The organism is Mycoplasmopsis mustelae, from assembly GCF_004365095.1.
GTDB lineage: Bacteria > Bacillota_I > Bacilli_A > Mycoplasmatales > Metamycoplasmataceae > Mycoplasmopsis > Mycoplasmopsis mustelae.
Genome location: NZ_SOCN01000004.1, coordinates 1 through 14,213, shown reverse-complemented (window position 1 = coordinate 14,213; position 14,213 = coordinate 1). Strand labels below are relative to the sequence as shown.

7 protein-coding genes are annotated in these 14,213 nt (G+C 25.5%); 4 read left to right on the top strand and 3 right to left on the bottom strand.

Annotation, left to right across the window (positions count from 1 at the left end; genetic code table 4):
* Window positions 1-998: 998 nt before the first annotated feature.
* Window positions 999-5,429 (bottom strand): PolC-type DNA polymerase III, encoded by a 4,431-nt coding sequence (locus tag BCF59_RS03210; RefSeq protein WP_134111182.1) that lies wholly within the window; start codon window positions 5,427-5,429, stop codon window positions 999-1,001.
* 13 nt (window positions 5,430-5,442) lie between these two features.
* Window positions 5,443-6,462, bottom strand: a complete 1,020-nt coding sequence (locus BCF59_RS03205) for a phosphatidate cytidylyltransferase (RefSeq protein WP_166666801.1) — start codon at window positions 6,460-6,462, stop codon at window positions 5,443-5,445.
* A 76-nt stretch (window positions 6,463-6,538) separates the two neighbouring features.
* Here BCF59_RS03205 and BCF59_RS03200 point away from each other — a divergent pair, with 76 nt between their 5' ends.
* A complete protein-coding gene (locus tag BCF59_RS03200) occupies window positions 6,539-7,282 on the top strand; it encodes a phosphotransferase (RefSeq protein WP_134111178.1) in 744 nt (247 codons plus the stop codon).
* Between the two features lie 3 nt (window positions 7,283-7,285).
* Window positions 7,286-7,633 carry a hypothetical protein gene (locus tag BCF59_RS03195; RefSeq protein ID WP_134111176.1) on the top strand — a complete coding sequence of 116 codons (348 nt, stop codon included), beginning with the start codon at window positions 7,286-7,288 and terminating at the stop codon, window positions 7,631-7,633.
* A gap of 114 nt (window positions 7,634-7,747) precedes the next feature.
* On the opposite strand, the gene BCF59_RS03190 is transcribed toward BCF59_RS03195, so the two are convergent.
* On the bottom strand, window positions 7,748-10,936 hold the full coding sequence (locus tag BCF59_RS03190) for a coiled-coil domain-containing protein (RefSeq protein ID WP_134111174.1): 3,189 nt from the start codon (window positions 10,934-10,936) through the stop codon (window positions 7,748-7,750).
* A gap of 179 nt (window positions 10,937-11,115) precedes the next feature.
* Here BCF59_RS03190 and BCF59_RS03185 point away from each other — a divergent pair, with 179 nt between their 5' ends.
* Together BCF59_RS03185 and BCF59_RS03180 are read left to right on the top strand one after the other, a co-directional pair.
* Window positions 11,116-13,614 carry an N-6 DNA methylase gene (locus BCF59_RS03185; protein ID WP_134111172.1) on the top strand — a complete coding sequence of 833 codons (2,499 nt, stop codon included), beginning with the start codon at window positions 11,116-11,118 and terminating at the stop codon, window positions 13,612-13,614.
* On the top strand, window positions 13,604-14,213 hold a 610-nt coding region (locus BCF59_RS03180; RefSeq protein WP_134111170.1), incomplete at its 3' end, for a restriction endonuclease subunit S. The genes BCF59_RS03185 and BCF59_RS03180, both read left to right, overlap by 11 nt.

The following is a 14,213-nucleotide window of genomic DNA, read 5'->3' as shown; positions in this document are numbered from 1 at the left end:
CCAAAACTACCTGCTGTGGAAAGCATATATTTGATTTTCTTTTTAATGTTCATTATTCCTCCATAAATTATTAAAAATAAGTTAATTAAATCTTTAAATTCTATATTTAAAAACTTAATTAATTAAATTCACAACAATTTATTAAAATTTATTTTTGTACTCTAATTTTAGTTTTTTTTTTTTTTTTTTTTTTTCAAAGGAAAAATGAAGATTTTTTTAAAATTATGGGTTATTCTTACTATTTTTTCCACTCTTGTGAGTCTTTAAATGTAAACTCAAAAGCTACATTATAAAAATTAAAAATAGTGTAATTTTTTGTATTTATAAAATTTGTTAAGTTTTAAAAACCCTTTTCCATCAATTGGATAGAAGGAATCATTTAATTGGCAATAATTTTAGTCAAAACAAGAGTTTCGTTAGAATTTTTTACTTAAAAATACTGATCTATCTTTTTTATACTTTCTCAGTTAAGAAACTATATTAAACGTTTTTTTGCTATAATTAAGCGTAAAAAGTTTTTATATACACTAAAATTTGCTATACATTTTTAGAATTTCGTATCATTAAAATAATGTCTTGATAAATTACTCATTCATCATTAATTGCTTCGTTTTAATCTTTGAATAAAAACTTATTGCATTTGTTTTTGAATAATTGAAGTAAAGGTTAAATCGGTCAATAAATTCATTATTCTCATCTTGTATTTTGGGAATACCAAATCTACAATTATTATTTTCAAACTTAAATACGGTTTAACAAAAATATAAAATACACAAATAATAGAATTTATTTTAATTCAACAACTATTTATTTTAGAAATACAGAAAGTATTTATTAATTCTCAAATTTAATCCCGTAGGTTCCTAGAATATTTCTTTATTTTTGTATATACGATAGTAATCCTAAAAAGTTAAGCCAAATAGCAAACAAAAGACAAAAAAAGATGATATTTTTAAAATCATCTTTTTTTGTTTATTAAAGTAGTACCGGTTTGCAATTTAAAAAAGTTTCATTTGATCATTCTCTGAAAGGTGATCTAAAATCCCAAATTCTTCAATTTTTTTAAAAAGGGTTTGATTAATTCCGCTTCTGATTTTAAAATCCTCTTTAGATAAGAAATCTCTTTCATCACGAGCGATAATAATTTTTTCTGCTGCCGAAAGACCTAGGTTTTTAATCGATGTAAACGGAGGAATTAAACACTTATTTTGATAATCAATAACTCATTCTTTAGCTTTTGAAGTCTTTAAATTAATATTTGCGATTTTAAAACCACGTGCATAGCACTCACGGGCTATTTCTAGCGTAGTTAATAACTCTTTTTCATTTACTTTTGGATCTTTTAAAGCGTTTAATTCTGTGATTCTACGATTAATTTTAGTAATTTCAGTATCATTAATTAACGTTTCTAATTCAAATTCCTCAACACGGGTTGAAAAATAGGTTGCATAATATTCCAAAGGTTTATACAACTTAAATCAAGCAACACGTCAAGCCATCAAAACATACGCTGTAGCATGAGCTTTCGGAAACATATATTTAATCAACTTCATACTATGGATGGCTCACTCTGGAACATTGCAAGCTTTTAAATGTGTTTCTTCATCAGAAGTTAAACCTTTTCCTTTACGAACTTTTTCCATTATATTAAAGGCATAGAGAGGTTCTACACCGATTTGAATTAAAAAGTTCATAATATCATCACGACATGATATTACTTCATTTAACTTCATACCTTCTTTTTTAATTAAATCTTGCGCGTTTCCTTTTCAAACATCCGTACCATGCGAAAGACCTGATAAAGAAATTAAATCCGCAAAACTTCGTGGTTGTGCATCATGTAACATTTTACGCACAAAAGCAGTGCCGAATTCTGGTAGACCTAAAGCACCCGTACTTTCTCCACCTAAATGTGCTGGAGTAATGCTCATTGCTTCTGTCGTTGAAAATAACGACATAACCTTTGGATCTTTTTTTGGTATATCAGTTTTAACATTGATTCCGGTTAGATTTTCTAACATCCGGATTGCGGTCGGATCAACATGTCCTAAAATATCGAATTTAATAATATTATCGTGAATTGCACGATAGTCAAAGTGTGTAGTTTTTCAATCCAAACTTACATCATCAGCTGGATAATTAATTGGAGTAAAATCCTCAACAATAAATTGGTTAGGAATAATAATAATCCCGCCCGGATGCTGACCCGTGGTGCGTTTGACATCTTCTAATTTGCTTGATAAAAAATCAATAAAATCATTAGAATAATTAAAACCGAATTCTTCACAAACTTTTTTAATATATCCAAACCCAGTCTTTCCTTTTATTGTAGATATCGTACCAGCGCGGAAAGTTTTATCCTCGCCAAAAATTAATTTAATTTCATCGTGAATATTTTTTTGGTAGTCTCCCGAAAAATTTAAGTCTATATCCGGAACTTTATCTGCTTTAAAACCTAAAAATGTCTCAAAAGGAATTGAGTTGCCGTCTTTATCCATTAAAAAATTACACTTTGGACAGTGTTTGTCATCTAAATCAAACCCTGATGTAGTTGGTGGATTAGCAACTAATTCAAAATATTTACAATTATCACAAATATAATGTGGTGGTAATGGATTAACTTCAGTAATTCCGGCTAAGGTAGCAACCAAGGATGAACCAACACTACCACGACTTCCTACTAAGTAACCATTATCCAAAGATTTTTTTACTAAAATATGTGAAATTCAGTAAATTACGTCAAAATTATACTCCAAAATTGGGTTTAATTCGCTTTTGATACGTTGCTGAATAATTTCTGGTAAATTTTCACCGTATTTTTCCTTTGCAGTTTGATAAACTAAATTTTTTAATTTAGTTTTTGAATTATCAAAGACTGGTGGATATAATTTATCTTTGATAACAACAATATCCTCATCAATCATATCAGCAATTAAATTGGTATTTTTTATCACAATATCATAAGCTAACTGCGGATTGTTTAAAAATGCAAATCCATCCAACATTTCTTTGGTTGTTAAAAAGTATAAATCCGGGACCACAGTCATATCAATTTTTTTGACTTTATCTCTTTTAGTTTCATCTTCAAAAGTACTATCTTGTTCTTTTTCGCTGTTTTTAGTGCGCAATAAGAAATGACGACTTCCACCTAAACCCTTAGTATACACTAAGTTTTTATAATAAATTTGATCACCTTGATTTTCATAACGACTATCGCTGATTGCAACTATTATTTTATTTTTTGAGATGGCTAATTGAATTAGTTCATTTAATAAACTTTCTATCTCGGCTTTGCTGTATTCAGATTTTTGATAGTAATGCTTAAGTGCGTCAATATGTGGAATTTCAATATAATCACAACGATCAATAATTTCATTAATTTTAATATCTGATGAATAAAGTAGTGCATAAATCAATTCTCCCTTTAAACCACCAGAACCAATTAAAAGATTTTTATTTTTTTTAATATCGGTGTAAAAAAGTTTTGGTTGACCTCAAAATCTTTGAGTTAAAGTTAGCGAAATTAATTTAAATAAATCACGTAATCCATCTTGGTTTTTTACAATAATACTATATTGACTGTTGATCGCGCGAATGCGACGATAAAAGTTTTTGGCATCAGGGAGATAGTTGTATAAATCATCAAACGTAATCACATTATTTTCTTTAAATTTATATAAAGCTTGTACAAATGCCCGAGATAAAATTTCAGCATCATAATCTGCTCGGTGAGCTACTTGAGAATCATAATTAATATCAAAATATTTACAGAAATCTCCTAAAGAGTGTTTGTTTTTTTCACTAAACAGTATCCTAGAGACCATCAATGAATCTAAAAATATAGTATTTGGTAAGGGTCTTTTTGCATCAATAAACTTTTGAAAAATAAAATGCATATCAAAATTTGCATTATGTGCAACAGCCACTTTATTATTTAAAATTTCATAAATTTTATCTAAAGCAACATTTAATTGTAGACCTTCTTGATCTATCATTTCTTGAGTTATGTTAGTAAGATTTTTTGTGAATTGTGAAAGTGGTTGTTTGCTTTTGATAAAAAATTGTTCGCTCTTGACTTGTTTGGTATTTTTAATAATTGTTGCACCAAACTCAATAATTTCACCTAATTTTGGTGATAATGATGTAGTTTCAATATCAAATACCACATATTCAGCAGCCAATAAATCTGCTTCTTTATTAAATGATTGAGTTAAAATAATTTGGTTATTTGAATCAATCATATCAAAACTCGCCCCATAAATAGGTTTAATACCAGCTTTTTTTGCTTCTGCAACAAATTTAGGAAACGATTGCACACTATTAGAATCCATTACTGCCACAGCTTTGTGACCAAATTGTTTAGCAATTTTGACAATATTACTAACATCAAAAACACTATCCATTGCATTCATTTTAGATTTTGTGTTTAATTCAACTCGTTTGATTACTGCTTCATCGGTGCGACTGGTAAATGGAGATTCAATTTTAGTAATAACATCGATTTTCACACTTTTTTTTAGCTCGCTACCTACTTGCGAAAAAGTAACCATACCATTAATTTTTACATAGTCATCAACATTAAAAGGTTTAATATAATCAAAATCATTAACACTAACAAATTGAGTGGCAGAAATAGCGTCAGTTAAATCAGTAATATTGTATTTATAAATTTTTAAATTCGTACGTTCTATAACATCGGTTTTATAAATTAATCCTTCAAAACTAATCGGGTGATTTTCGCGATTTGTATCAAAATTGGCAATCTCTGAGATAGTAGTTTTAAAATACTCTTTTCGATTAGCTTTACGGTATTTAGAATTTGAATTTTGCGTAATAATCACTTTAGTTTGTTCAGCTTTGAGCTTGTTATAAACTTCTGATAGGTCAACTTCTGGACTGTTGTCTATAACTTCTTTTTCATGTCATTTTGCTCATATTTTAAATTTAAGATATCCAAATTCGTGCATTTTTTTAGTTAAAAATTCAACTGCTTCGTTAATTTCAGACTGCAACGAAAAATCATCATAAAAGATATATCAGTCTTGACTATCGTGATTTACATATAGAAATGTAGGTTTTTCAATTAATAACTGATATAAGTTTTTAAATTTATTAAATTTTGCTTTTTCAGTAATGATTGTCATTATATATTCACGAAACATTGGGGCATCAATCACATAATCATAAACTGTAAAAACAACTTGATATTTTAGTCCACGATTTCTTTTTAAAGCATATAAAAGTTTTAAAAAATCACTTACTTTAGGAGCGTATTGTAAGTGTAAATTAACTTCGATAATGCGTTGGTGATTGTGTTGCTTATTTAATTCTCTAAACTCGGTAATATAAGCTTCTTCGTATGCTTCTATATAACCTAAATTAATTTCATTTGCAAAATTTGCAAACGATTGATCCTTATAAAAACCCATTTTACTCTTCTCCTTATAAAATTAATGCGAATAAACTTCAACCAAAAAAGACAAAACTAACACTATCAACACGATCTAAAAGCCCACCGTGCCCTTTTAAAATATTAGAAAAATCTTTGACACCTAGTTGTCGTTTGATTAATGAAAAATATAAATCACCTACCAAGGCTAAAATCGGAGCAATGGTTAAAAAAGCAATAATTGCAGCTCCATTAGTTCCTAAATTGTTAATTAACGAACCAATATCACTGCTAATTTGATAACTTTTTGCGGCAGCATAATATGAATAAATAAAAATAAATGAAATAATTAAGGAACTAATATATCCAACCAAAGCACCTTCTCAAGTTTTTTTCGGCGAAATAATAGGTGCCATTTTTTTAGCAAAAACCTTTCCTCCAAACAATCAACCACCAAAAAAACCACCCATATCATAAAAAGTTGCAATTAAGATAAATCAAACAATAAATTCTATTCCGGATTCTATAGTGTTAAGATATAAAAATACTTTAAGAAAGATATCTAAAAATAATAATGATAAAAAATAACTTAATGTTTTAATTAAAAGTTCTTTAATTGCAATATCTTTTACAATCAGGGTTCTAAAGATGAAATATATAACTACTAATACAAACAGCAAAAGATGACTTTGTCAATCACTTCAAATTAAGTAAGTAAAAACACTATTTTTAAGTTCTGTATCAGTGTTTGTAATTACTTGCGCAAAAAATGGTAATCCTACAAATAATAAACCTAATGAAAAAAAACTTTGAATAGTTGCAAAAATTTTATGACTCAAATACGAATTATTCAACTCATAAAACAACCAAAAAGCAAGAACGGTAACTAATAAAATAGCTATAACACGAATCGCTCAAAATAGTGTAATATTACTGTTATATAGTGGTAAACTCCAATAAAATGAATAACGAACTATAACACATAGTACAACTAAAAATATGGTTAAAATTCCTGCCGGAATAACCCTTTGAGACATTAATTTTTTTGGTTTATTAGTTTGGATTTGATTCATAAGTGATATTATACATTTTATATTGGTGGTTTTAACTTTAAATATATAATTATTTTTGTAAATCGAAGGAGTAATTATGCAAAAAATTGAAGTCGGACATACTAATGAATCATATCGTGATGGAGATAAATTCATCCAATTTAAAAAATACAATAATTTTAATCACAAAATAGATTATGCATTGTTAAAAGAATTAAATTTTGTTCCAAAATTACTAAAAAATGACGAAAAAAGTTTGTCCTGAGAATTTATTGAATCACAACCAATAGATTTTAGTGATGCAGATTTAAAGCAAATTGCTGAAAATTTTAAAACCTTGCATAATTCAAATTTAAAATTTCCTAAAACCAATCATGCTGCACGGGTAAAAGAATACCGTCGTAAAATCAGAGAAAAAGGTCTTAAAATTGATGTTTTAGATCAATATTACAAGCGTATTAACACTATTTTAGCTAAAAGCTTAAACAATTGTCCGCTTCATAATGATATTTATGCTGCAAATTTAATCAAAGACAAACAAGGTAAAATCTATTTTATTGATTGAGAATACGCGTCGATGGGAGATAAACACTTTGATTTAGCTTATTTTATTACTGGTTCGTTTTTAACCGCACAACAAGAAAAAACATTTTTGAAATACTATGAAAATTATTGAGAAGAATATTTAATTCAACAAAAAATTTTTGTATATTACTTAGTGATTTTATGATTAAATGAAAAAGATGTTAAACCTTTTGATGATAGTTATAGCATTCAAAAATTGAAGGAAACTGTTGCATTATATGAATATAAAAAGAAAAATAACTTATTTAAAAAATAACATATGCTATCACAATTTTATAGTTTAATTACAAAATTTGCAACAGAAACCACCACAACAGCAGCGACTAAAAATACAAATTGAGTTTATCTTGTTGTTGGAATTATATTGGTTTTATTAACCCTGGTTTTATTATTAATTTATAAACATTCTCTTAAAAAAATGCGTGATTTTAAAGAATTACAGCTAAATCAGTATAAATTAGACAACCCAAGAAAGAAAGGTGTTAGTTATGAAAATAGCGGATTATACTTACCGGCTTGACAAAGAGCAAAATACAATCTTCCGCTGTTTTTATCAGTAGTATCTATCACATCAACAATATTTTTCTTTGTATTGGCAGCCAAATAAGTAATATATATTACCTACATTTTATAAAAGTTTACAATGCAGTAGGCAAATAATTTTAAGGCAATATTATAATTTAAAAACCCTTTGTAACTAAAGGGTTTTTAAATGTTTAAATTATGAATTTAATTGTTGTTTATAACCGCCAGCTTTATTAATGTAAATTTTAGAGTCATTAACAAATTCTTCTTTACTATAGTCTTCTTTGCCTCTTGTTTTTTTAACTGATTCATAGATCGGATAACCACCAACAAATCTGCGTTGCATTTCTGAATATTCTTCTCAATGTATCTTAGAATTTACTAATTTTTCTACTAATTTAACTAAATTAAAGAAATCATCACTTATTAGCCTATATTTACTAATTAGGTCATCTTTTTTTCTAGTTTCTTTCCTCAAATATTCAATTTCTCTTAAATATTCATCATTTTGAATGTTTAACTGTTCCGCGTCTCGTCTTTTATCATTATATTCATTTTCTATTTCTTTTTTTCTTGTTTGTAAGTCTTCTAATTGAGCATTTAAATTATCATTGTCATTTTTTAATTTCTTAATTTCAGCATTATTATTGCTATTTGCATCGGACAAATTCTTTTTTTGTTGATATAGCATTGCATTCATATTTTTATAATAATTTAAGCTTTTTTGAAATTCATATAATTCGTTGTTTGTTTTGGTTAAATTTATTTTAATAGATTCATTGTTTTTTCTTAAAGTGTCTATTGTTTCTTGTTTTTGGACATTTTCATTTGCTAATGCTTCTTTTTGTTCGTTCAAAGCAGTTATTTCATTTTGTTTTGCTGCAATAAGTGTGGTTTTTTCGTTATTTTGATTTTGTAAATCTTGAATGGTTTGATCTTTTGATTCATTTTCTTGTTTTAATGATTTAATATATGTATTTAAATTATTTACTTGTTGGGTTAAAACATCTTTTTGTTGTTGTAAATTGGAATTTAGTAGATTTAAAGAATTTAACGATTCGTTTTGTTTTTGAAGTTCTTTATTTTTAAGTTGAATAATCCTTTCATTTTCAGTGTTTGTTGCATTTAATTCCTCAATTTCACTAGTTTTTTGTCTAACCGATTCATCTAAAGCATTATTTTGATTTTGTAGTTGGGTTACTTGTGTGTTTTTATTATCTATTTGTTGTTGTAACTGATTTATTGAATTATTAAGTTGTCGAATTTCATCGTTTTTTTGTGTTATTTCACTACTTTGGCGGAAACCATCTTGCTTTAAAAACTCTATCTCTGTTTGTTTTTGTCTTTGCTCTTTAATTAATTCGTCTTTTTGTTGTCTTAGTGATAATAGTTCATTTTTAGTTTTTAAGATTTCGGATTTTGTTTGATCATTTTGTTTTTTTAGGTCTAATAATTCTTGATTTTTAGCATTGATTATTTCTAAATTCGCTTCTTTTTCTTGTTGAAATCTCAGATTTTGCTCTTGTATTTGTTTAATATTGGCAGTTAGCTTTTCTTTATTATTTTCTAAAGTTCGAATATTTGTATTTAATTTTTCTTTTTCTAAATTTAAATTACCAATATTATTATTTAAATCTTTAATTTGGTCGTCTTTTGTTTTGAAGTTTAATTCAAGTAATGTTATATTTCGCAGTTGCTGTTTTGTGTTATTTAATGACTCATTTTGAAGTGCACTTAAGATGTTCAAAAGTTTAGACAATTGATTAATTGTAGTAAAATTCGAATCAACTGTTTTTAATAAGTTATTGTAATCATCAATTTGCTTATTTAATTCTTTATGTTTAAGTTGTAATTGTTGATCATATTTATTGATTTCTTGTTTATTAAAATTGATTTTTTGTATAAGATCCTGTCTTTTGTCCTCATTTATGTCACTTGTTGGTGTTGTTTGCATTTCATTTATAATTTCTTGATATTTTTTATTGGCATTTTGTAGATCTAAAATTAAATATCTTAATTGATATATATCGCTATTAATCGATAACACGACATTATTTTTAGTAATTAAATTTTTATTCGTTAAAATTGCATCTTCATTATTTGATTTAATTGCTTGAATAATTTCTTGATCAGTATTTAGTCATTTGAGATGATTTATCCAAAAACTATTGATGATATAGTTATATAAATAACTTAATTTCTCTGCTTGATTTGATGTGTTATTATAGCTATTTGAAAAGTCTTTTTTAATTTGGTTTACTACTTTCTTTTGTTCTTGAAATAACTTCTGTATTTTTTTATCTTTTAACAATGTAACGTCGGTATTAAAAAAGACTGCTTGTTGATTAATCTGGTTTTCTATAATTTTTTTATAATTATTGATAAAACTTCAATATGCTTGTTCTTTAAAATCTATCGAATTAGTACTTAATGATAAAGCATTTTGCAGGAGTACGCTAGAATCGATGAGTTTTGCTACCAACGTTTGATAACTTTGTAATCCTTGTTTAAGTTTATCTATACTATTAGCATTATTTGTAATCAAATTTTGATTTTCGTTGCTGCTATTTTCATAGTTAACATTTATGTTTATAGCATGATTTCTTCAAAATTTTAAATAAATGGATGATTCATTTATAAAATCACTAATTTCATTTAATTTAGCAATCAAAATTTTGTAATATATTTCAAACTCTTTATTATTTGCTTTTAATAAATTATTATAATCTGACTGTAATAATATGATTGAGTCATTAATATATTTACCCAGTGCTTTTGTGTGTTGATAGTGATTTTCTATCAATGAATTCTTAAATCCATCAGAATTTATTAATCTTTCAAGATGTTGATTATATTCATTTATTTGATCTTGATATTTATATAATTTTAAATGAATTTCTCTACTCATTAATTTAAAGAATTCATCAAGTTGCATTTGTTCGTCTTCAGTTAATTCCTGATTGAGTTTGATTTTTTCGACATAAACATTTTTATCAATAACATTATCTATTCATATTCTTAATGCATTTTTAATGGTAAAAATTTTTTCATCAAATAGATTACTTACATTTTGAATACGACTACGATAAGTTTCTGCTTCGGTTTTATTATTTTTAAGTTCAGTAAGCCTCTTTTTAATTTGATTGTCAAACTTTAATGAATTTGTTTCATATAAATTTAGATTATCAAAAACAGGTTTACTTTGAGTGATTTTTTTTAATTTTTCTAAAATTGAATTGATATCTAAACGAATAGTTTCGGTTATATTCGGACTATTGGATTTAGATAAATATCTTTCGACTCCTAACTTAATTGGATATACAGAAGCACCAGCAACAATCGCTGCTAATGATAAACCTGTAATAATTTTTAAATTCTTTGTCATTTGCTACCTCCGACTTTTATATTAGCAAAAGACATTTATAAAACTAAAAAAGAACTAAATTTAATTTGAATGAAATTATTTAACATTTTTTAATTTAATTCGGTAAGTAAATTTAATTGTTTAATTTAATTTCTAATTTTATTAATTATAATTTAGAAGATACATAAAAAAGGAAAAAAATGCCAAAAATTAGAAGACAAAATGACTCTAAAAAATATACCATTAAAGAAAAACAAGACATACTTTGAAATGCGATTGTTGAAAATTTAAATAAAAGAGAAATTCTGCTATATAAGCAGATAATTTTATCAATAGTTTTCTTTCATTTTTTATCAAAAAAACTTTTGTTAAATTATTTTTGAGAAGCAAAACCAGAGCTTAATCAATTACCTGAAATAAAAATTAACGAAAAATATGAAAATGAAGCAATTTTTCAAAATATAGAAAAATATCAAAGTATGAAAGATAAATTATTTGAAAAATTAGGGTTTTTTATTCCATACAATAATTTGATCAATTCTAAAATCAAAAATAATGAAACATTTATATATGATTCTAAATGACTAAAAAAAGTATTTCAAGATTTCACTGAAATTATTAACACCTCCGAAAATCCTTCTAAAGAAACTTATAAATATGTTTTTGATTCTGCTATTTTTTGATTAAACACAACAAATACATCAATGGATAAAAAAATTAACATACTGATAAACATTATTAATAATCCGAATTTAAACATTACCTTAAATGAATATCAAGATGTTTTTGAAAACTTACTTTATAAGTTTTCAAGTTTGAATAAACAACAATTATATATTCCTAAATCTATTGATGATTTAATGAGTGGTTTACTTTTAGATTCATTAGATAAAAAAACTACAAAAATATCTATATATAATCAAAATTTTAATAATTTAGCATGATTAGTATCTTTTGATAAAAAAACTGAGGATAGTTTTAAAAAAGATTTATATATTCAAACAACTAATGCAAAAATCTTTGAATTAACAAAAATAAATGCATTAATGCTCGAAAATCAAAATAGCAATTATCAATGACTGAAAAGAGAACCATTACAACAATTATTTCAAATTAATAATAAAATTTTTTCAGTTGATGTAGTAATGAATTGTGCAAATTCTAATATAAAATTAAGCAAAAATGAATTTTCAAATGATATTAGATTTAATCAATATGATCTTCCCAAAACATCGGAATATGCATATTTATTAAACGCTTTATTTTATCTAAAAGAAAATGGGGTGATGTTTTCATTAATTTCGCAAAAAACTCTATTTGCAGAAAAGACAAATAATGAAAAATTAATTCAACAAGGATTTATTGATAAAATCATTCAACTACCAGAAGGTATTTTTAATAATAAAAACGAAAATTACTTCTTATTACAAATTAAAAAAACAAGTTCGAAAAACAAAAAGATACAATTTATAGACGCATCTAAATTATTTACTATAAAAGATGAGAAAAAAGTTTTAGAAATAGGAAATATTAAACGGATTTTAGATATTGCAAAATCTGAAACTTTTATAGAAAATTATTCAAAAATAGTTTCTTTAAATGAAATTATTAGTAATAATTACAGTCTTAATTTTTCCGATTATTTTAAAGATAATGCCAATGTAACAAAACCACCAAAAGATTTAGTGCCGGCACGAAATTGAATTCCAATTGAAAAAATAAATGAACTAGAATATTACTTATGTTTTCGTGATGGTATAAAGGAACAGTTATTCAAACCGGTAAATGATTGATATTTTAAGTTTAAAAATATAGAAACCGCAAGAGAAATAATCGATGAATTAACTTATGGAAATATGGTATACTCTCTTTCGAAAATGTTTGATTCTTTTGAAAATTATTTTCGAGAATTATATGATTTTTTTGATAAACCTAAGATTCATTCAAATTTAACTAAATTTGTAGGAATAAATGATTATGAGGAGAGAATTTGAAAAATAATATTAAAAAATGAAGATAAATTTACGTTTTATTTTGATAAATATCACTTTTATCAAGAGTTTTTAAATTATTCGGCTGATTTTAGAAACAAAATTGAAAAATTAGATAACTTATTAAGAGTTAAAAAAGATTTAAAAACTGTTGTTTTAGATACTTTAATTAAAATATATAATTCTTCTAAAAGTAATTGAATTGATAAATGAGACAGTGAAATAATAGATAAAGAAGAATTAGAAGAATATTATGATAGATTGGTTAGTGAGGAAAGTCAAATAATTAGCAAATTACTTGATGTAGATATTGAATTAGATAAATACTATAAATCAATAGAACCAGAAAATCAAACCGAAAAATTTTTTAATAAAAATAAAAAATGAAATAAAACTAAGATTCACGAGTTTTATTTAGCTTCAAAATATAAAAAAGAAAAAACTGAATTTGAAAAATTAATAATTCAGGTTGCTAAACTTTTAATTAAAAGCCGTGAATTATATAATGATTATAAATTCATAAGAATGAATTTAGAGTTAAGAACTTATGATAATATAAATTTTTGAGAAAATGTAGACTTTAAGGAGTTCATCGTTGAATCATTAATTACAATGATTCATGATGTTATGAATCATATCGAATTTTACGTTACTTTAGAATTTAAAACGAAACTTGAAAAACTTTTACAGGAGTACAATGACAACTAAAAAAGAAAACGTTCCCGCAATTAGATTTAAAGAATTCACTGACGCTTGAAAGCGGTGAATTCTATCAGATATCACACAACCATATACCATTTTAAATGGTCAAAATTTAAAATTAGAAAGTTTTTCGTTATCTAAAATTTATGGTTTTATTAATCAAAAAAGGATCTACTCTGACGGTTCAAATCCAATTATAGGAGATAAAAGAAATTCACAAATAGTTGAATCAAATTCATTTGCAATGGATCCTTCAGCGATACACAAGGGAGCTGTAGGGCTCTATGAATTAGATGAAAAGGTTTTAGTTAGTCCGATGTATTTAGTTTTTAAAACGAAAGGATTAATTAATAACCATTTCCTATTAAATTGATTTAAATCATATTATTTTTCTAAAATTACTCAAATTTGTTTAGTTCTAAGTGCAAGGGTTGTAGTGGATTTAGATAGGGTCATGGAATATAAAGTGTCTATTCCAGAATACAAAGAGCAATCAAATATTGCTAAACTATTTTTAGTAATAAATGCCTACCTATCACTTCTTCAACGTAAGTTAGATAAGTTAAAAAACATTAAAGAAACTCTTTTAGAGAAGATGTTTGTGA